The sequence below is a fragment of the Fundidesulfovibrio terrae genome (assembly GCF_022808915.1).
GTDB lineage: Bacteria > Desulfobacterota > Desulfovibrionia > Desulfovibrionales > Desulfovibrionaceae > Fundidesulfovibrio > Fundidesulfovibrio terrae.
Genome location: NZ_JAKZFS010000001.1, coordinates 1,492,520 through 1,510,938 on the forward strand (window position 1 = coordinate 1,492,520; position 18,419 = coordinate 1,510,938).

15 protein-coding genes and 1 tRNA gene are annotated in these 18,419 nt (G+C 58.6%); 8 read left to right on the top strand and 8 right to left on the bottom strand.

Annotated elements, in window-relative coordinates; translation table 11 throughout:
- Nucleotides 1-166: 166 nt before the first annotated feature.
- On the top strand, nucleotides 167-1,138 hold the full coding sequence (locus tag ML540_RS07005; protein ID WP_243359583.1) for a deoxyhypusine synthase family protein: 972 nt from the start codon (nucleotides 167-169) through the stop codon (nucleotides 1,136-1,138).
- 508 nt (nucleotides 1,139-1,646) lie between these two features.
- Nucleotides 1,647-2,366, top strand: coding sequence for an acyl-homoserine-lactone synthase (locus tag ML540_RS07010; RefSeq protein WP_243359584.1), 720 nt, complete (start codon nucleotides 1,647-1,649; stop codon nucleotides 2,364-2,366).
- On the opposite strand, the gene ML540_RS07015 is transcribed toward ML540_RS07010, so the two are convergent.
- Nucleotides 2,299-3,069 (bottom strand): helix-turn-helix transcriptional regulator, encoded by a 771-nt coding sequence (locus ML540_RS07015; RefSeq protein WP_243359585.1) that lies wholly within the window; start codon nucleotides 3,067-3,069, stop codon nucleotides 2,299-2,301. The two genes, ML540_RS07010 and ML540_RS07015, sit on opposite strands and share 68 nt — an antisense overlap.
- An 841-nt stretch (nucleotides 3,070-3,910) precedes the next feature.
- Between ML540_RS07015 and ML540_RS07020 the strand changes: the two genes are divergently transcribed.
- Nucleotides 3,911-4,849: a hypothetical protein gene (locus ML540_RS07020; RefSeq protein WP_243359587.1), complete on the top strand. Its 939-nt coding sequence runs from the start codon at nucleotides 3,911-3,913 to the stop codon at nucleotides 4,847-4,849.
- Nucleotides 4,850-4,944: 95 nt separating this feature from the next.
- Here ML540_RS07020 and ML540_RS07025 read toward each other — a convergent pair whose 3' ends face one another.
- Complete coding sequence (locus ML540_RS07025) at nucleotides 4,945-6,534, bottom strand: phosphoenolpyruvate carboxykinase (protein WP_243359588.1); 1,590 nt, start codon at nucleotides 6,532-6,534, stop codon at nucleotides 4,945-4,947.
- A gap of 150 nt (nucleotides 6,535-6,684) precedes the next feature.
- On the opposite strand from ML540_RS07025, the gene rfaD reads away from it, so the two are divergent.
- Together rfaD and ML540_RS07035 are read left to right on the top strand one after the other, a co-directional pair.
- Nucleotides 6,685-7,656 (top strand): ADP-glyceromanno-heptose 6-epimerase, encoded by a 972-nt coding sequence (rfaD, locus tag ML540_RS07030; protein WP_243359589.1) that lies wholly within the window; start codon nucleotides 6,685-6,687, stop codon nucleotides 7,654-7,656.
- Between the two features lie 55 nt (nucleotides 7,657-7,711).
- Nucleotides 7,712-8,737, top strand: a complete 1,026-nt coding sequence (locus ML540_RS07035) for a hypothetical protein (RefSeq protein WP_243359590.1) — start codon at nucleotides 7,712-7,714, stop codon at nucleotides 8,735-8,737.
- Nucleotides 8,738-8,841: 104 nt separating this feature from the next.
- Here the strand turns inward: ML540_RS07035 and mutL are convergent, their stop codons facing one another.
- Entirely contained in the window at nucleotides 8,842-10,947 is a 2,106-nt protein-coding gene (gene mutL / locus ML540_RS07040; RefSeq protein WP_243359591.1) for a DNA mismatch repair endonuclease MutL, read from the bottom strand.
- A gap of 46 nt (nucleotides 10,948-10,993) precedes the next feature.
- Between mutL and alr the strand changes: the two genes are divergently transcribed.
- On the top strand, nucleotides 10,994-12,115 hold the full coding sequence (alr, locus tag ML540_RS07045; protein ID WP_243359592.1) for an alanine racemase: 1,122 nt from the start codon (nucleotides 10,994-10,996) through the stop codon (nucleotides 12,113-12,115).
- Between the two features lie 121 nt (nucleotides 12,116-12,236).
- Here the strand turns inward: alr and ML540_RS07050 are convergent, their stop codons facing one another.
- The 5 genes from ML540_RS07050 to ML540_RS07070 all read right to left on the bottom strand — a co-directional run bounded on the left by ML540_RS07050 (nucleotide 12,237) and on the right by ML540_RS07070 (nucleotide 17,141).
- A complete protein-coding gene (locus tag ML540_RS07050) occupies nucleotides 12,237-13,349 on the bottom strand; it encodes an NADH:flavin oxidoreductase (protein WP_243359593.1) in 1,113 nt (370 codons plus the stop codon).
- Between the two features lie 154 nt (nucleotides 13,350-13,503).
- A complete protein-coding gene (locus tag ML540_RS07055; protein ID WP_243359595.1) occupies nucleotides 13,504-15,213 on the bottom strand; it encodes an ATP-dependent nuclease in 1,710 nt (569 codons plus the stop codon).
- A 210-nt stretch (nucleotides 15,214-15,423) separates the two neighbouring features.
- Entirely contained in the window at nucleotides 15,424-16,080 is a 657-nt protein-coding gene (hypB, locus tag ML540_RS07060) for a hydrogenase nickel incorporation protein HypB (protein ID WP_243359597.1), read from the bottom strand.
- Nucleotides 16,081-16,082: 2 nt separating this feature from the next.
- Nucleotides 16,083-16,436 (bottom strand): hydrogenase maturation nickel metallochaperone HypA/HybF, encoded by a 354-nt coding sequence (locus tag ML540_RS07065; protein ID WP_243359600.1) that lies wholly within the window; start codon nucleotides 16,434-16,436, stop codon nucleotides 16,083-16,085.
- An 18-nt stretch (nucleotides 16,437-16,454) separates the two neighbouring features.
- Nucleotides 16,455-17,141: a DUF554 domain-containing protein gene (locus tag ML540_RS07070; protein ID WP_243359601.1), complete on the bottom strand. Its 687-nt coding sequence runs from the start codon at nucleotides 17,139-17,141 to the stop codon at nucleotides 16,455-16,457.
- A gap of 86 nt (nucleotides 17,142-17,227) precedes the next feature.
- Between ML540_RS07070 and ML540_RS07075 the strand changes: the two genes are divergently transcribed.
- A tRNA-Leu gene (locus ML540_RS07075) sits at nucleotides 17,228-17,314 on the top strand.
- A gap of 99 nt (nucleotides 17,315-17,413) precedes the next feature.
- Nucleotides 17,414-18,418 carry a site-specific integrase gene (locus ML540_RS07080; protein ID WP_243359602.1) on the top strand — a complete coding sequence of 335 codons (1,005 nt, stop codon included), beginning with the start codon at nucleotides 17,414-17,416 and terminating at the stop codon, nucleotides 18,416-18,418.
- The last annotated feature ends 1 nt before the right edge of the window (nucleotide 18,419 follow it).

Consider the following 18,419-nt stretch of genomic DNA (forward strand, 5'->3'; position numbering starts at 1 on the left):
CCCGGAGCTTTTCTGTTATGTACGACACCCTTTGGCAGAGGCAAGGGCATGTTCGGCATGTTCCCGTATCGTCGAACCCGTGCGCGAGCACAGCATTTCAAAGCACCAAATCCACATATCGAGAGAGAGCGCCGACGCGCGCCCGATAAGCGGCAAAGGAGCGGCAATGACCACCATTTCCAAATTCATGGACCATCACTTCAGGCATTTCAACGCCCGTGAGACGTTGGATGCCGCAAGGGCCTGGAACAAGCTTCTGGACGACGGCGGCCAGATGTTCCTCACCATGGCCGGGGCCATGAGCACCGCCGAGATCGGCATCATCCTCTCGCGCATGATCCGCGCGGGCAAGGTCCACACCATCTGCTGCACGGCGGCGAACCTGGAAGAGGACCTCTTCAACCTCTTCAACCACAACGAATACAAGATGGTCCCCCACTACCGGGACCTCTCCCCCGAGGCCGAAAAAGAGCTCTATGACGACGGCTTCAACCGCGTCACCGACACCTGCATCCCCGAAGGCATCATGCGCCAGGTGCAGCGCGAGATCACCCGGCTCTGGAAGAAGGCCGCCGAGGAAAACACCCCCAAGTTCCCCTACGAGTTCATGTACGAGCTGCTGGACCAGCCCGGCATCGAGAAGCACTTCCAGGTGCCCGCCGAGGATTCCTGGGTGCTGGCCGCCAAGGAAATGGGCGTGGTGATCTACACCCCCGGCTGGGAAGACTGCACGCTCGGCAACATCTTCTGCTCCGAGATCATCCGGGGCAACGTGAAGAGCCACGCCGCCATCCGCCACGGCACCGAGCAGATGGAGCACCTGGCCAAGTGGTACATCGAGATGGGCAAGAAGAAGACCCCCATCGGGTTCTTCCAGATCGGCGGCGGCATCGCCGGCGACTTCCCCATCTGCGTGGTGCCCATGCTGATCCAGGACCTGGAGCTGGAAGACACCCCGTTCTGGGCGTACTTTTGCCAGATCAGCGACTCCACCACCAGCTACGGGTCGTACTCCGGCGCGGTGCCCAACGAGAAGATCACCTGGGGCAAGCTTGATATCGATACGCCCAAGTACATGATCAACTCTGACGCTTCGATCGTCGCGCCGCTGATCTTCAGCTACGTGCTGGGGGATTAGTTGCTGCGCAAGTAAGCGACCGGAAAGATTGACGAGATGAAGAAGGCCGCGCCCGAAAGGGTGCGGCCTTTTTTGTGTTTGAGCGGCTTTAGCACGCGCGGCGCAGTAAAAGTGGACGCTGGCGCGGGCGGCGCAATGTCATGCGCTGCAACTTTTTGCCTCGAATGAAAGGCAGGTGATGCATGATTCTCGAGTGACGGGATGCATCATGTTGTTGATGAATTTTGAAGAGTCGTCGTAGAGTCGTATCCAGGGTTTTATGCTGGCCGGAAGGGGGATGCCGGAGAACTGTTCGGCCCAGCGGCAAAGTCCCTTGGCGTCCGGATCGTCGGAATCCCATCTCGGCTCATACTTACACCATTCGCACGTGCCCATGTCGTCCTCCCCGATCAGTTGAATAAAGGCATTCAATATCGAAAAGGGTTACGCTGACACCTGTCATTTCTAACAGGTGACGAGCTACTGATTATAAATATTCATCCTCTCAAAACGGCCAGGAGGGGATGATATGTCCAGCGCGCTCGTGTTCGAACGTCGGGAGTATGAAGGTGTTTGGATTAGTGAGGATCAGTTTTCGGCCAGAAGCATCGATGATGATGAAGAAATGCTGAAGGGGTACAGATTAAGGCACGAGGTGTTTGCGGAGTCCTTGCGGTGGGTTCCCGTTCGAAACGATGGTTTGGAATGCGATGCTTACGATGACGATGCGGTTCATTTTGGAGTGTTTGAAGGGCCAAGGCTTCTGGCTTACCTGAGAGTCATCAAGCCGGGGCGGAGATTCATGGTCGAGAGTGATTTCCGCAGCATGGTTGGGCCGCACTACACCATTCGCAAGGACAGCCGCACCGGGGAGATGTCAAGGTTGTGCCTGTCGCCGTACGCAAAGCAATTGATGCGTGCCGAAAATTTCGGCTACAACAGCATCCAGATGATGCTTCATAAGTGCGTTTATCACTGGTGCAACGCGAATGATATACGTTATCTATATCTGGCTGTCGAGAAGAAGGTGTACCGGATGATGCGGATTTGCGGCTTTGTGTGCAGGCCTATTGGGGATCCTGTCGTGATGCCGGACGGTGTTGAGGCCGTTGCTGCAATTCTGGACCTGCGCGAATTCGATGAGCTGAACTCTCGGAAGAACCCAAAAATGTATCAGTGGTTCAGTCAATTTCAATCAATCCACAATGTATTGCCTGTGCAACAGCCTGGGATCGGTTTACGGCATTGAGTTTTCTCAGTATGTTGTATATGTGAAAATTCACTGTCCGTTCGCTGATGTTGAGAATGACGGACATGTCCCAAGAGCTTTTTCCGTCTTTGAGCCAGCGCAGGATCTCGCGTTCCCGTTTCGAGATTTTGCAGGCCAGGGCTGAAGTGTCCCTGCTGTGCATGAAGGTGGAAATGGCTTGATGCAAATGGGGGATTATTGTTTCGAGGATTTTGACCGTCCGGAGTTCAAGCTTTTTCATGATGGGGCTGGAAAACGAAAACAGGCTCGCATGTTTCCATTGGCCGAACGGACGTGAACCATGCGTATATCCATCTGTCAGTCCAAAATCCGTTGAGATGGATACATATTCCGATGGTGGAGGGGTGCGACGGTACGTCTGCCGCCAGTATTGTACAGAGAAGGATTTGAAGTTTTCGTTGATGATGACGTCGGATTCGAGAAAATTCTTTTCGTAGTATACTCGTAGCCAATCAGCGGGGTAGCTGATGTTCTCGATGTTGTAGGAGATGATCGAGTCGGTTCCGAGTTTGGCTATTCCTGAAAATGCATGGTCGAACTGGAAAAGCTTCTTCAATTTTACGAATATCTCGTGATATTCGTCGCTTGTTGTGCAAAACAGGCATTGCTGAATAATTTCAAGCAATACGATTGCGTCGTCCCCAGACATTTCCTGTTCTGGAATGGATCTGAGGGGGAACATGATTACCCTCCGCTGGATAATTCGACTCCTCTGGTGAAGATGGGGGCGCAAGGCAAGGATTATTCGTCGGGTGGATAAATTGCAAGTGCTGATATTTTGAGCGCCCAGACAAGGGGAAGAGGCGCGTGGCCACTTGCCGGTGAGGCGTTCCTGCGCGTTCAGGGCGCTCCATCACCGTCAAAAATGCCCGTCCAGCATTCGCTGGACGGGCATTTTCACGTCCGCCTCAAGGGCGGAGCCCTGTCATCGGACCTGTCGCGGGGCGTCCCCACCCCTTAGCGCAGCCTGAGCGCGTCCCGGACAGTCATCCGACGAAGGAGCGACAGGAATGATCCAAGTCTATGCCTCTTCAGGCTTCGCCTTGTTGCGGCAGCAGTCGTGCCCATGCCCGTGGTCCTTGACGCCGCAGTCGCATCCCGCGCCTTGGGCCGCGCCCTCGCGATTTTTCCTGTCTCTGCAGCTTCATCTAGTGCTTCATGCCCTCGATTTCATATTTGCATTCTTCGATGGCCAGTGCCGCGGTCACCTCCATACACGCTGATGAGCATGTGCCGTACGAGTGGGCGATAAGGTTGTCCTGTAATAATCCAGCGTCAATTGTTCTTTTTGTGTGTTGGAAGATATTAATTCCAATTTCGAATGATAATGATTATTGATGTTGGCTGTAGGAATTGTAAAGAATCATTCATGGCATGTCGGTTGATTTGACAACCTCAACTGCTGACACAGTTATCGTTGGCCTTTATGTTGTAGTTCTTTCTCGCAGTTCTGATGTGGAATAGTTGTTGCTGCCTTTGTGGGTGAGCAAACGGTGGGAGGTAAACATGAGGAGGGTGTAATAATGAGAACGTCTCTGGTGGCATATATCGTGTTTGTGTTCTTTGTGTCGGCTGCTGCATCTGCGTGGGCCATCCCTGTGCTGGAGGGCCCAGGAAACACCCCGAGCGGATGGACCCTCATGGGAGGGAGCCTGGGCGGCGGGGTCAAGGCGAGCGCGCCTCCGTTCCTGTCGCCCAGTGGCGATCCCGTGGATCTTTATATCGTCACGGACAGCGGCGGAGGCTTTCCGGCGCTCAATCCAACCAGTCTGGCGGCCTCGGCCATACCCGGAGCTCCCGGCATTCCCGGTTCCACCAACGGCAGTGCGATGATTTCACCGGTGTTCACGGCCGTCGCAGGCGAAAAGATCAACTTCGACTTTTCGTTCATCACCAACGACGGCACGGACACCTTCTCCGACTGGGGGGCGGCCTATCTGCTGCCCGTTGACGCCAGCGGCGCGCCCACCGGAGCGTCTCCGCTCAATTTCTTCACCGCGCGCACCGGGGGCAGCGGTTCGGCCGTGCCCGGATTCGGATTCAGTGGCTTCCCGTCCGGCCTGGTCCTCACGCCGTCCTCGGCAGGCCTTCAGGGAGACGTCTTCTTCCTGAATCCGTTGACGGCGGGCACCTCCGGGGCTGATCCCGACGCCACGCAATACGGCCCCAACGGCTACCCGCAGGATCCAAGCAGTTCGCCAGGGAACGGACTGGGCGGTTCGACAAACTGGGTCAACGCGGTTTTCACCTTCGACACGACGACCGCCGGGACCTACGCGCTTGTTTTCGCCGTGGCCAACGTCGGTGATGAGATTTACTCCAGCGGGCTGCTCATCGCCGGAGGTTCGGTGCAAGGCGACGATCCGAGCCTTCCCTCGGCTGTGCCGGAACCGTGCGGCCTGGTTCTTCTTGGCTCCGGCTTGGCCTGCTCCGCCTTGATGCGGCGGCGTGCAGGGAAATAATTCCGGCTCGAGCGGCACAATACAAAAGGCAGAGCCGTGACGGCCCTGCCTTTTTTCGTTTCAACCATATGCCGCCGAGCGGCCGAGTTCCGGGGCTATTTCTTGATGGATTCCACGATGGCCCGGTCGAGCCCCCCGAAGGATTCCAGGATGCCCAGGCGTGTCTCGTGGAGCGCGGCCTGGCGCTTGCCGAACTCGCCCTTGGGGAAAAGCTTTTCCGGATGCATGAGGATGGACTCCACGCCGCTCACAGCCTTGGGCACGGCCAGGCCCACGGCCTCGTTGACCTCCCAGTCCTCCAGGTCGCCGCGTAGGATGGATTCCAGGATGTTCACCGTGTCGCCAAGGGTGATCTTGCGGAAGTGCTCGCCTTCTCCCACGCCGCCGGTGTTCAGCAGGTAGCAGTTGATGTGCGGGTTTGCGGCGAGGATCTCGTGGAAGAGATGGGCGTGGTCCACCCGGTCGCCAGCCAGGAAGGGGTCGTAGAAGAAGACGTTCTTGATCTTGCCCGCCTGGGTAGGGTCGCCGGCCGAGGACTCCATGGATTGTCCCAGCACCATGAAGGCCGAGGCCTGCTCGGGCGTGAGCTTGGACACGGCGGGCACTGTGGGGCCGCGCGTGATGATGAACAGGTTGTTGACGTCGCTGGCCGTGATGTGCCGGTGGGCGTGCATGAAGTCGCGGCGCTCCACCACCACGCGGCCGTTGGAGGTCAGCTCGATGTTGAAGAAGTCCATGTCGCCGTTCTGGTCGACGTGAACGTTCTCCAGGTAGGCGTCGGGCTTGAGCGCGCCGTAGTAGGTCTCGATCTGCTCGCTGGGGGTCAGGCCGTCGGTCTTGGCGTAGATGCCGCCCTGTTCGAAGCCGTGGAAGGAGCCGTCGCGCTTCAGGATGCCGCCGTCGTCCTGGATGAGCCAGGATTCCTCGCCGTTCTTGCGGGCCATGACCCGGCAGGTGAGCGAGGTCTTGCCATTGGCCGAGAGGGCCACGAAGAGCGAGGTCTGGGTCTGCATGCCGCCGTGGGCCATCTCCAGGCAGTCGCGGCGGCATCCGGCGTGCAGAAAGATGCCCTGGCGCTCGAGCTTGGCGCGCCAGTCCTCGCCGGCGAACACGCCTTTCTTCCATTCGCCCAGGTAGCTGGAGTTGCGCACCAGCTTGATCATGCGTCCGTCCTGAGAGTGCACCAGGCGGATGGTGATGTCCTTTTCCGGCAGGGGTTTGGAACCGTTCTGCTCCCATGCGTCGTCGTAGAAGAAGATCACCTGGTAGGTGGGGTCGGTGACGTTGTTCACCCGGGGGCCAAAGAGCTTGTGGCCGCCGTAGGCGATGTGGGCGAAGCGGCGCGGCACCAGGAGCCTAGCCGTGACCGGCTGCCCCTCGTCGCGCACCAGCACGTCCATGCATATGAGCTGCTGCTTGTTCAGCGCCTGCTTGGCCTGGGCGAGCAGAGCGAACTCGGCCTGGCCGTAGGTGGCGTCGATGTTGTTCTTGGTGAAGGGCTTGGCCCGGGACATGGGCTCGGTGTTGGCCACGATGCTGCCGTAGCTGGTCTCGCGGACCTCGGGCTCCTCCAGGCAGATCCGCCTGAGCCTTTCCGGGCCGGGATTCTGGATGAGGCGTTCCTCATCCACGGCGTTGGCGTAGAGCTGCTTGATTGCGATATCGAACTCGTCGAAAAAAGCCATAGACTCGCCTCTCTGGGTTGGTTGCGGGCACTGCGGCGCTTGTACATCATTTCACGAAGTCAGCCAAGGACAAAGCAGTGTTGCATTCGCAGCCCGGCTGGCATAGTTGCGGGAAAACAGGCACTTCGCACGCGCGCACAGGGGGGCCGTATGCTGATCGTCACCGGTGGAGCCGGGTTTCTGGGCAGCGCCGTCATCTGGAAGCTGAACGAGGCGGGCCGCCAGGACATCCTGGTGGTGGACAACCTGGGGCGAAGCTCCAAGTGGCGCAACCTGGTGAACCGGCGCTACGCCGACTACATCCACAAATCGGATTTCTTGCGGCGCATCGAAGGCGGCAAGGACCCCTTCGGGATCACGGGCGTTGTGCACATGGGGGCCTGTTCGTCCACCACCGAGCCAGACGCGGACTACCTCTACGAGAACAACACCCGCTTCACCACGGAGCTGTGCCGCTGCTGCCTGGAGCGCGGCGTGCGCTTCGTGAACGCCTCCAGCGCGGCCACCTACGGCGACGGCTCGCGGGGCTTCGGGGACGCGCATTCCGGCCTGGAAGCGCTCAGGCCCATGAACATGTACGGCTACTCCAAGCACCTCTTTGACCTCACGGCCCTGAGGAACGGCTGGCTGGACGAGATCGCCAGCCTCAAATTCTTCAACGTCTACGGCCCCAACGAATACCACAAGAACGATATGATGAGCGTGGCCTGCAAGGCGTTCTCCCAGATCGGCGAGCGGGGCAGGGTGCGTCTTTTCCGGTCGCACCGCGAGGGCGTGGAGGACGGAGGGCAGCTTCGGGACTTCGTTTACGTGAAAGATTGCGCAAACGTGGTCTGCTGGCTGCTGGAGAACTCGGAAGCCAGTGGGGTGTTCAACGTGGGAACGGGAAAGGCGCGCAGCTTCAATGATTTGGTGGGGGCGGTGTTTAAAGCCCTGGGGCGCGAGCCGGACATTGAATACGTGGACATGCCCGAGACCATCCGGGATACCTACCAGTATTTTACCGAAGCTCCCATGGGGAAGCTGCGGGCCGCCGGGTACGACAGGGAGTTCACGTCGCTGGAAGAGGGCGTGAAGGACTACGTGCAGGGGTATCTGGCGGGTAAGGATAGCTTTCTATAAGGGGCAGATTTTCTTTGCCTGGTGAATTGCGGAAACAGTGTGCAGGGGAGGGGTGATGTTTATTGAGAAGGATCGTCTTGCAAAGTTTGTTCATAATAATTTCTTGTTTGTTTATAATGCGGCGTTGCTAGTTGTGGCGATTGTCATCTACTTGTTTCTTTTAAATATTCCCGAGACTGGTGGTATGGTAAAGAGGCAATTTTGGGTTTCATTGTTTGTTTCTGTCTTTGTTGCGGCAATGCTTGGGTTGATTCCGAAGATTTATGAGTATTGTGCGAAGTATCTTGAAGCGGGTAGGATCACGAGTTTTTTTGGAACCTCAATACGGATTAACCCTGTTAGGTATGTGTTTCCATATAGAGTTTTGTTGAGAGAGTACAGAGAGCAAAAAACACATGTGTGGGAGACGTATTTTACGCCAGATGTGGAGCCCTCAAAGATTCCTGTTCCGGAGGGAGTGAGGGCTTGGATCCCCTTTCAGGACATTAGGGCCGCCGTCTACGTCTCACGATTACTCGGGCGATATGTTGATATCACCCCGAAGTATATCGTTGATAGTGATATTTCTGAATATAATCTTGATGAAATTGACTATACTATGGTTGCAATCGGGCTAGGATTTAATTGGGCAACCAATTTAATTGAAAGGTTCACTAGGCAGAAGCTGTTTAAAATAGTTTGGGATGAATCTTGTAAGTTTGGTGTTCGGTGCACAGATCACTTTATTGTTCCGGGGTTTGATGTTGATATATCAGATAAAGATAGGGATTATTCGATTATTGCTCGTGTTGCTTGTCCGCAGCAAGAGTGTAAAAATTCGAGATATTTTTTTGTGTGTGCAGGAAGAACAGCAGATGGAACGGCTGCGGCTGGATATTTTTTACAAAAAAAATGGAAAGAAATATTGAAAATGTATGGTTCTGGGGCAGGAGATAAGAAGGACTTAGAGAAGGATAGCATGGTTGTTGTTGTTGAGCATCAGTGTTCAAGTGAACAGGGGAAAGAGATGGAGATGAATGTTCAATTTGCCAGAAAAGAAGGAGAGCCTGTAGTCCGATTCTTTCGGAATGAAGAATCATAATTCATGACATATGGTCCTTGGATCCACTCCAAAGCTAGGCCGCGTTTATCTGGATAATATAGTTGTGCAGGGGCAATGCCTAGCCGCACCTACAAGCGTAGGAGTTATTTCCTGCGCTTAAACAACTTCTCCAGCGCCTTGGTGTCCCATGTGACCACCACCGGCCTGCCGTGGGGGCAGTAGTCGCGGTCCTTGGCTCCGCTCCAGGCGTCAACCAGGGCCAGGGCCTCGTCGTCGGCCAGCCTGTCCCCGGCCTTGATGGCCGCCTTGCAACTCATTACCGCCCACAGGTCCTCCATCTTCTTGGCCTGCCCGGTCAGGGCCTCGCGCAGAAATTCCTTGGCCTGCCCCGTGGTGAGAAGCGGGGGCACGCCCTTCACCGCCACCACTCCGGGGCGCGGCTCGCTCATCTGGAACCCCAGGGCCGTCAGGTCCCGCCAGAGCCCGGCCAGCTTCTTCTGTTCGGAAGCGTGCAGCACCAGCTCGAAGGGGATGGCCAGGGCCTGGCTCTGGCCCTTGCTGTGGGCCGAACGCATCTTGTCGTAGAGGACGCGCTCGTGGGCGGCGTGCTGGTCCAAGAGGGCCAGGCCTTCCCCGGCCAGGCGCAGCACCAGGTACGTGCCGGACACCTGCCCCAGGTACTCCACGCCGCGCGTGCCGCGCCCCTTGCGCTGGGGGGCAGGGGTGGGCCGGGCCTCTCGCTCGACGCCGTAGCCGGGCTGGGCCTCGTGCAACGCCGCCGGTTGCCGGAAGCGCTCCATGTGGCGCGCGGCAGGACCGTCCGCCATGCCGTGCTCGCCGGTCCCTTCGTATAATCCTCCCGGGCGCGGGCCGGATTCGCCCCGCCGCAGGTAGGCTGGAACGTCCTCCCCGACGTCGCCGGGCTCGAACCCGGAGGCCGAACCGGCACGCTCTTGCGCTGCGCCCCTGGAGCGGAAGGACGGCAGGAAGCCTGACCGCGCGTCGTCCTCTCCCGGTTGCTCAAGCCTGCCGGAGGCGAAATCCTCCCAGGCGGCAGGTTCGCCCAGGGCGCGTCCGGCCGCGTCCCGTCCATGTCCCCCAGGCGTGCGCGGAGCATCCCGCTCCCCTGCGTTCTCCCGGGCCACCTCCACCAGATACTCCTGGTAGGTGGCATATTTGGGGCCGTCCTGGGCGTCTTTGGCGATGGACGGACCGTTGTGGTCCATGACGCTCTGCATCCTGGCCGACGGAGCGCCCAGGTCCAGCGCCCGGGCCACGGCGGTGCGCACCAGCGAAAACATGAGCCCCTCGTCGCGGAAGCGCACCTCGGTCTTGGCCGGGTGGACGTTGACGTCCACCTCGCCCGGCCCGGTGGTGATGAAGAGGGCGGCCACGGGGTATTCCCGCGAGAGCATGCGGCCCTTGTAGGCCTCGCGCACCGCCCGCAGGAGCACCCGGTCCTGCACAGGGCGGCCGTTGACGTAGAAGAGCATGCGATCGGGCCGGGCCTGGCCCGCGTGGGGCAGGCCCGCGTAGCCGGTGACGCGGCAACCGTGCATTTCGGCCTCTACGGGGGTGAGGGCCTGGGTCACGGCCGGGGGCCAGACGGCGGCGAGGCGGGCCAGCAGATCCTGTCCGGCCACGAAGCGCAGCACCGTCCGCTCCCCGATGGAAAGCTTGAAGGCCACATCGAGCCGGGCCAAGGCCATGCGCTCCAGCACCTCCTGGCAGCGGCGCACCTCGGTGGCCTGGGTCTTCATGAACTTGAGCCGGGCGGGCACGTTGGCGAACAGGTCGCGAACCTCGATGCGCGTGCCCTGGGGCATGGCCGTGGGGCCTTCTTCGCGGAAATCCCCGAAATGCACATCGAGCGAGTGGGCGTCAGGACTGTCCTGGCTCTTTGAAGCCAGGCGCATGCGCGACACCGAAGCGATGGAGGGCAGGGCCTCGCCGCGGAAGCCGAAGGTGGCGATGGCTTCCAAATCCTCCACGGCCGTGAGCTTGCTGGTGGCATGGCGGGTGAGCGCGAGCTTGATCTCGCCCGGATCCATGCCCCGGCCGTTGTCCTGGATGAGGATGAGCCCGAGGCCTCCGCCGTCCAGGGTCACCTGGACCCGGTCGGCGCCCGCATCCAGGCTGTTTTCCACGAGTTCCTTGACGACGCTCGACGGCCGCTCTACCACCTCGCCTGCGGCGATCTGGTTCTGGAGGTTGGGCGGCAGTACCCGAATTGTGCGGTAGGAATTCATCGCCGCGAGAATACCCGAACACGCAACTCCCGGCAACGGAGCGGATATGAGCATTCCCTACAACAAAATCACGGCTGTCATCGAACTGGCCAATATCGTTCACAATTATCATGTGCTCCAGGCTGCGTCCGGGGCCATCCTGCCGGTCATCAAGGCCGACGCCTACGGCCACGGGCTCTCCCAGGTGGCCCAGGCCCTGTCCGCCGAGGGCGCGGACACCTTTGCCGTGGGCACCGTGGAGGAGGCCGTGGCCTTGCGCGCCTCGGGCCACGCCCGCCGGGTGATCGCCCTGCTGGGACCCGTGGAGGACCACGAGTACGCGGCCCTGTGGAACGCGGGCGTGGTGGCCTTCTTCCACAGCTTCGACCAGCTGGACAGGCTGGACGCTTTCCAGAAAGACCGGGACGAGGTGCTGCCCATCGCCCTCAAGTTCGACACTGGCATGCGCCGCCTGGGCTTCACCCTGGCCGACGTGCCCGCCGTGGCCGCGAAACTCAAGGCCATGAAGAACGTGCGCCTGGAGTACGTCAGCTCCCACCTGGCCACGGCCGATGAGCCCGGGGCCCTGGCCTACGTCAGGGAGCAGGGCGAGGAATTCGCGGCCATCCGGCGCGAGCTCCTGGCCCACGGCCTGCCCCACAAAGCCAACATCGCCAACTCGGCGGCGATCCTGGGGCATCCGGACCTGCACCTGGACAACCAGCGCGCGGGCATCGCCCTGTACGGGGCGAGCCCCTTTTACGGCACCTCGCGCGAGGAGCTGGGGCGCGACTTGAAGCCAGCCATGAGCGTGAAGACGAAGATACTTTCCGTGCACCCCCTCAAGGCCGGGCAGACCATCAGCTACGGATGCACCTTCAAGGCTGGGCAGGACATGCAGGTGGCCATCGTGGCCGCCGGGTACGCCGACGCCTACAGCCGGGGGCTCTCGGGCAAGGCGCAGATGTGCTTGAAAGGCAGGCGGGTGCCGGTGCTGGGGAGGGTGTGCATGCAGATGTGCGCGGTGGACGTGACCGGCATGGACGGCGTGCGCCCGGGCGACGAAATCTGGCTGCTGGGCGGCGAGGGCGAGGGGCGCATCACCCCCGAGGACCTGGCCGGATGGTGGGGCACCATCACCTACGAGGTGTTCTGCCTGCTGGGGCTGAACAAGCGCGAGTACGTCTAGCACCGCCGGAGGCGAAAGGGGATTCCAAAGGGACGAAGTCCCTTTGGCCGCCGGAGGCATCTTCCCTCCCAATCTCACAAAATAGACCGGGGCCGTCCACGCGGGCAGCCCCGGCCTTTTCTTACTTCTTCTCTTTGGCCCGCTTCTTCTCGAAGGTCACGCAGCGGATGCCCTCACCCGCGAATCCCGGTGCGTAGCAGGCGTTGTCCGACACGCACAGGGCCGGGCGGCGGTCGCCCTCGTGCCAGCGCTTCACCAGCCCCGGCTCGCAGATGAGCGGGCGGCACAGGGAGATATAGTCGGCCAGCCCCGACTTCAGGACTTCCTCGCACACCTCGATGGAGCGCAGCCCCCCCACCAGCATGAGCGGAATCTTCAGGCGACTTTTGCACAGGGCCGCCGCTTGCCGGTAGTAGCCTTCCTGCTCCTTCGTTTTGATCCGACCCTTGCGCGCGGGCATGAAGGCCTCGCCCGCGGGCCTGCACCCGCCCGAAAGCTCGATGGCGTCCACGGAGGCCGCCTCCAGCATGGCGGCCACGGCGGCCGAGTCCTCGCGGGTTTGGCCGCCCGCCACGAAATCTTCTGAATTGATCTTGGCCAGCACCGGGAAGCCTGCGCCCACGGCGCCCCGCACGGCGTGCGTCACTTCCATGAGCAAGCGCGCCCGGTTCTCCAGGGGGCCGCCGTATTCGTCCGTCCGCTTGTTCCAGGCCGGTGAGAGGAATTGGTTCAGGAGGTAGCCGTGGGCGGAGTGGATCTGCACGGCGTCGAAGCCGGTCTCCTTGGCGCGCCCGGCGGCGCGGGCGAAGGCCGCTACGGTGGCGGCGATGCCCTCGGCGTCCAGCTCGCGGCAGTCGGCGTCCGGCAGGGCGCTCGGCCCCACGGGGCGCTTGCCGGAGAGCTTGGCGTTGGCCTGGGTGCCCGCATGGGCCAGCTGCAGGGCGATCTTGCCCCCTGCGTCATGGACGGCCTTGGTCATGGAGGCCAGTCCGTCCTCGAGCTTGTCGCTGTACGCGCCAAGCTGCTTGAGACCGGCCTGGCCCTCGGGGGAGACGAAAGCGTGGCTTGAGATGATGAGGCCCACCTCGCCCCGGGCCAGCTCGGCCATCATGTCGCTTAGGCGCGGGGTGACGGAGCCGTCGTCCCCGGCCAGGCCCTCCCAGGTCGCGGAGCGCACGAAGCGGTTCTTGAGGGTGAGGGATTTTATGACGGTGGTATCGAAGAGGTCGGGCATGGCTGCCTCCTTTGGCTGCGCGGTATCGTAGGTTAGGCCGCCAGTAGCACGGCCGCGCGCGGGGAGTACAGCCTCGAAGCGGACGGGGGATGTCCGGGAACGGACAGGAGACACGGTTGGCTGGAGGGAAATGCTTGCTCGTATAGCAAAGCGTCTAAATGGTGTTCCAACGTTTTATAAGATTGCAGATGGTATCAAGTTGTTTTGGTAGGTCATGACACTGAGTGATATCGTCTTTTGTTGAAATTTCAGATACCATTTCGGATAATTTCGGTTTGTTTGCTTTAAAAAACGTTCCTGATCTTGGTTTGATCTCATCAAGGTACGAAAAGAAATCTTCAAACCGGCCAACAACTCGCACTGTTTTTCTTTGCTCAAGTATAGATGTGACAAGGCGGGAGGTGATGTAGTTTTCAATTTCCTTTCCAAATGTTATCCAACAGTGGCCACCGAGGTTGATTATTTCGTCACGAATTCTTTTCTTGGTGTGATTGATGGGCGAATGTTTGTTTCTTTTGTCGCTGTCTATTAATATGGCATTGTTTCTGTTTACATTAAGCATGCTTATTAATTTGTGGTCGTATGGGTTTGAGTGCAAATGTGACAACAGCCGACCACCGTAAAACACGATTTGGTAGTGCATGCCTTCCTGGAGCATGCCATCGCTCCATATGTTGATCCAATTTTTTAAATAGTTTCTGTCCGATGGACCTTCGACCCATATTATTCCGTTGGATTGAAGGAGGTCACTTGCTCTAATTTCTAGGTCGTCAAGAATTTTTTTATGATGTTCGTAGGATAATGACTGTTTGATTGTCGTTTGTCCGTTGTCATGATTACTGTGGTATATGGCAGATCTTGGTGTTTTACTGAAAAAATCAATAACTGTTGCCGAGTGTGTTGTGATGAAGAAGCAAGATTTGTTGTGCTCTGTGTGCTTTGTGATGAACTTCAGCAGTCTCCTGAGCATTGAAGGATGTAAGTTGTTTTCTGGTTCTTCAATGCAGTATATAAAATTCTCGTGAGCTTTTTTGTATACAAGTCTAGATAGTGACGTCGCGACGAGGACGTGGATAATTGTTTTTATCCCGCTCCCCATGTTTGAAAGTCGAATAGATCCTTTGTTGAGTTCTGTGAGGAATATTTCCCATGTGCCATTCTGGTGTCTTTTGCATTCAATCTTTTCGAAGTATATTTCTGGATTACATATTGAATTCAAATCGTTGAGTAGTTTTCCGTGTATTATGTCATTGTTTAGTTCAGCATTGACAATGTAATTCTGGACTATGTTGGTGATTCCATGTCCTGAGCTTTGTATGTCAAGTCTGTCTGTGTTTTGTTCTGCAACAATATCTCTTTCGGCATCGATTTTTATGATAAGTTTGTTTGCATATTTATTTGTTATGTTTTGTGCCAAGTTTTCTTTGTAGCCTGCTCTGAAGTCGTCCATAGCAGGTGTAATTAAATCGCAATCATCAATTGAAAGAGTTCCTCGCTTTCCTGTGATGCATTCAATTTCAAGTGTTATTTTTTTTCCTATGTATTGTTTACCGTAATTCCAATGATTTATGTATCCACGGATTTCTCCTCCGGAAGTTGACTCACGAAATACTTGACGTAATTCATGTTCCTCAAGCTGTTTATTGTAGATAATTGTCGGGTTTTGATCGCCGCGAAGTTTGTCTGGGGCTATTCCGTGAGTAATGTTTGTTATTAATCCAATTGTATCAAGAAGGCTTGATTTTCCAGAGTTGTTCTTTCCAATGATGATATTTATTGCTTGTATTGAACTGAATCCTGTCGGATTGTTTCCGATGCATTTGTAATTTTTTATTTGGTAGGATGTTCCTATGATGTCGTGCATATGTTCTTACTCGCAAAGGGATAAGTTGGCGTCTATGCCAGGCCCCAGGTGTTTTAGGTGTTAAAATGTAAAGTATAAATATAAATATAAGCCTTAGGGAGTTGGTGTGCAAGGCTTGTGAAACGAAAAACGGGGGCTTGGCCCCCGTTTTTCGTTTTCATCGAGATATTTTGTTAGTAGCGCGACAAGCTGCAGGCCTCCACGTTATCACTATCTCTTCTTGGCGGCCCGCTTCTTGCGAAGCCACTCGTACCACCCTTCCAGCCCCTCGCGGGTCTTGCAGGATACCCCGAAGATGGTGATGTCCTTGTTCAAGGCCCGCATGAAGCCCTTGGCGCGCTCCATGTCGAAATCCACATAGGGTAGCAAATCCACCTTGTTCAGAAGCGACGCCTCGCTCAGATTGAACATCAGCGGGTACTTCTCGGGCTTGTCGTCGCCCTCGGCCACGGAGAGAAGCGTCACCTTGCTGTCCTCGCCCACGTCGAACTCGGCCGGGCACACCAGGTTGCCCACGTTCTCGATGAACAGGATGTCCAGGCCTTCCAGGTCCAGCGCCTTGAGCGCCTCCAGCACCATGGAGCTGTTCAGGTGGCAGCCGCCCTCGGTGTTGATCTGCACGGCCTGGGCGCCGGTGGCGGCCACGCGGCGGGCGTCGTTGTCGGTCTGGAGGTCTCCCTCGATGACCGCCATCTTGAACTCGCCGGCCAGGTCGGCCAGGGTGCGCTCAAGCAGGCTGGTCTTGCCCGCGCCGGGCGAGCTCATGAGGTTGAGCGCCAGGATGCCGCGCTCGGCGAAAAGCTGCTTGAGTTCCTGGGCGAGGCGGTCGTTGGCCTCCAGGACATTGCGGACCACGGATACTTTCATGCTTACTCCGCTTCGATGTAGTCGATGAACAGTTCCTTGCCGGCCAGGACGGAATGTCCCAGCTCCTCGCCGCAGTGGGGGCAGGGCACGAGCAGCCGGTTGGTGTGCTCGGGCGAGAATTCCTTGCCGCATTTGAAGCACCGGTAGCGGGCCGGAATTTCCTCCAGCTCGAACACGGCGGACTCCAGGGGAGTCTTGATGGTCAGCGCCATGAAGCCCGTTTCGAGCGCCTCGGGCACGGTGTTGGTGAGCCTGCCGAACTTGATCTTCACCCGGATCAGCCGGGTGAGGCCGTTCTTCTCCATTTCCTGCTGGATGATGTCCAGGATGGACTGGGCGATGGACATTTCGTGCATGGCGGTCCCGGTTGTGGCCTAAATGGGGGTGAAACTCAAGAGCGCCGCGAAGGCGAGCGCGGGCAGGAAGTTGCCCACGCGGATCTGCGCGAACCCGAGCAAATTGACGCCGATGGAAAGGATGAGCAAGCCGCCCGTGGCGGTGATCTGAGTGAGCAGCATGGGGGTGACGAATTCGCGCACGGACCCGGCTCCCAGGGTGATGGCCCCCTGGTAGAGAAGTACAGGAACGGCCGAGAACATCACTCCCACCCCGTAGGTGGAGGCGAGGGGGATGGAGGCGAAGCCGTCCAGGGTGGCCTTGGTGAAGAGGATGGTGGGGTCGTGCCGCAGCCCGTCGTCCAGCGAGCCCAGGACGGCCATGGAGCCCACGCAGTAGATGAGCGATGCCGAGACCAGCCCGTCGGTGAACAGGGCGTTGCGCGAGCGCGCCAGGGTCTTCACCCGCTCGCCCAGGGACTCCAGGTGGTCCTCGATGCGCAGGAGTTCCCCGGCGATGCCGCCGAGCACCATGCTGAAGACCACCAGCAGGGGCCGGTCCATCTTGAGGGCCATCTGCAGGCCGATGAGCAGCACCGACAGTCCCAGGCCCTGGAACACGATGCGCTTCACGTTCTCCGGGAAACGGCCGTGCATGAGGATGCCCACGAGGCTCCCGGCCACGATGGCCCCGGCGTTGGCGATGGTTCCGACTGGCATGTCCATGGGGGGTTGGAGATACGCCCATGCGGGCGCAAGCACAAGCCAATCTTGACACATTCCAGGGCTTGGCCTAGGTAAAGAACCCCTTTGCCGGGATGGCGGAATTGGTAGACGCAGCGGACTCAAAATCCGCCGAGGGCAACCTCTTGGGGGTTCGAGTCCCCCTCCCGGTACCAAGTAATGACGCGGGTTGCGGGCGGTCTGGCTGTAGAAGCTAGGCCGCCCGCTTGCTTTTTTGCTCCAATTTTGCTCCACTTTGCTCACGGAGGTGGAGCATGGCGAGCTTTAGAAAGCGTGGAAATCTCCAGTGGGAGGCCCGGATCAGGAAGCGCGGCTATCCCACCACCTGCAAGACATTCGACACCAAAGCCGAGGCCGAACAGTGGGCCAAAGAAACAGAGGCGACCATGGGCAAGGGGCAATTCGTGTCCGCCAAGGAAGCCGAGGCGTACACGCTTGCCGAGTGCCTTGAACGCTTCAAGGAAGAATATCTGCCCCGCCTGAAAGACCCCAGGCGCGAAATTTCCAGGGTTGACCGGCTCAAGCGGAGAACCATTGCCCACCGGATCATGGCCACGATCCGATCCAAGGATATAGCCGATTTCCGGCGGGAACGCGAAGCCGAGGGCGCTTCTCCGAACACGGTCCGCCTTGATCTGGCCTTGCTGTCCAGGCTGTTCAACTACGCCCGCTCGGATTGGGGGATGGAAAGCCTGACGAATCCCGTGGCCCTGGCCGCCAAGCCGAAACTGCCGCCGGGGCGCACTCGGAGACTGGAGCCGGGGGAAGAGAAACGGCTGCTGGCCGCTTGCGCCCCTGAGTTTGCGCTCGTCGTGCGGTTCGCGCTGGCAACCGCCATGAGGCGCGGCGAGATTGTCGGTCTGCGCTGGCAGGATGTTGATATCAGGGCCAGCCGGGCGCGGCTGAACGACACCAAGAACAAGGAGTCCCGGACGGTCCCCCTCTCCCGAACGGCAAAGGAAGTACTCCAAGACCTCCCCCGTCACATCTCCGGGAGGGTATTCCCCTTCTGCCCCGATCACCTCTCAGCCAAGATGGCCGATGCCTGCCGTGCCGCCGGACTGGATGATCTGCACTTTCACGACCTGCGCCACGAGGCCACCAGCCGGTTCTTTGAGCATACGGACCTGGACGTCATGGAGATTAAGGCCATCACCGGGCACAAGACGCTTCAAATGCTGGCGCGGTACACGCATTTGAGGACGGCCAATCTGGCGGCAAGGCTGGATGGTGCACGGCGCGGTGAGGTCGGACAATAAT

Coding starts and splice junctions, on each gene's coding strand:
- ML540_RS07080 (WP_243359602.1), top strand. CDS start 17,414: ATGGCGAGCTTTAGAAAGCGTGGAAATCTCCAGTGGGAGGCCCGGATC.
- ML540_RS07065 (WP_243359600.1), bottom strand. CDS start 16,436: ATGCACGAAATGTCCATCGCCCAGTCCATCCTGGACATCATCCAGCAG.
- alr (WP_243359592.1), top strand. CDS start 10,994: ATGAGCATTCCCTACAACAAAATCACGGCTGTCATCGAACTGGCCAAT.
- ML540_RS07070 (WP_243359601.1), bottom strand. CDS start 17,141: ATGGACATGCCAGTCGGAACCATCGCCAACGCCGGGGCCATCGTGGCC.
- ML540_RS07055 (WP_243359595.1), bottom strand. CDS start 15,213: ATGCACGACATCATAGGAACATCCTACCAAATAAAAAATTACAAATGC.
- ML540_RS07025 (WP_243359588.1), bottom strand. CDS start 6,534: ATGGCTTTTTTCGACGAGTTCGATATCGCAATCAAGCAGCTCTACGCC.
- ML540_RS07020 (WP_243359587.1), top strand. CDS start 3,911: ATGAGAACGTCTCTGGTGGCATATATCGTGTTTGTGTTCTTTGTGTCG.
- ML540_RS07010 (WP_243359584.1), top strand. CDS start 1,647: ATGTCCAGCGCGCTCGTGTTCGAACGTCGGGAGTATGAAGGTGTTTGG.
- hypB (WP_243359597.1), bottom strand. CDS start 16,080: ATGAAAGTATCCGTGGTCCGCAATGTCCTGGAGGCCAACGACCGCCTC.
- ML540_RS07015 (WP_243359585.1), bottom strand. CDS start 3,069: ATGTTCCCCCTCAGATCCATTCCAGAACAGGAAATGTCTGGGGACGAC.
- ML540_RS07005 (WP_243359583.1), top strand. CDS start 167: ATGACCACCATTTCCAAATTCATGGACCATCACTTCAGGCATTTCAAC.
- rfaD (WP_243359589.1), top strand. CDS start 6,685: ATGCTGATCGTCACCGGTGGAGCCGGGTTTCTGGGCAGCGCCGTCATC.
- ML540_RS07050 (WP_243359593.1), bottom strand. CDS start 13,349: ATGCCCGACCTCTTCGATACCACCGTCATAAAATCCCTCACCCTCAAG.
- mutL (WP_243359591.1), bottom strand. CDS start 10,947: ATGAATTCCTACCGCACAATTCGGGTACTGCCGCCCAACCTCCAGAAC.
- ML540_RS07035 (WP_243359590.1), top strand. CDS start 7,712: ATGTTTATTGAGAAGGATCGTCTTGCAAAGTTTGTTCATAATAATTTC.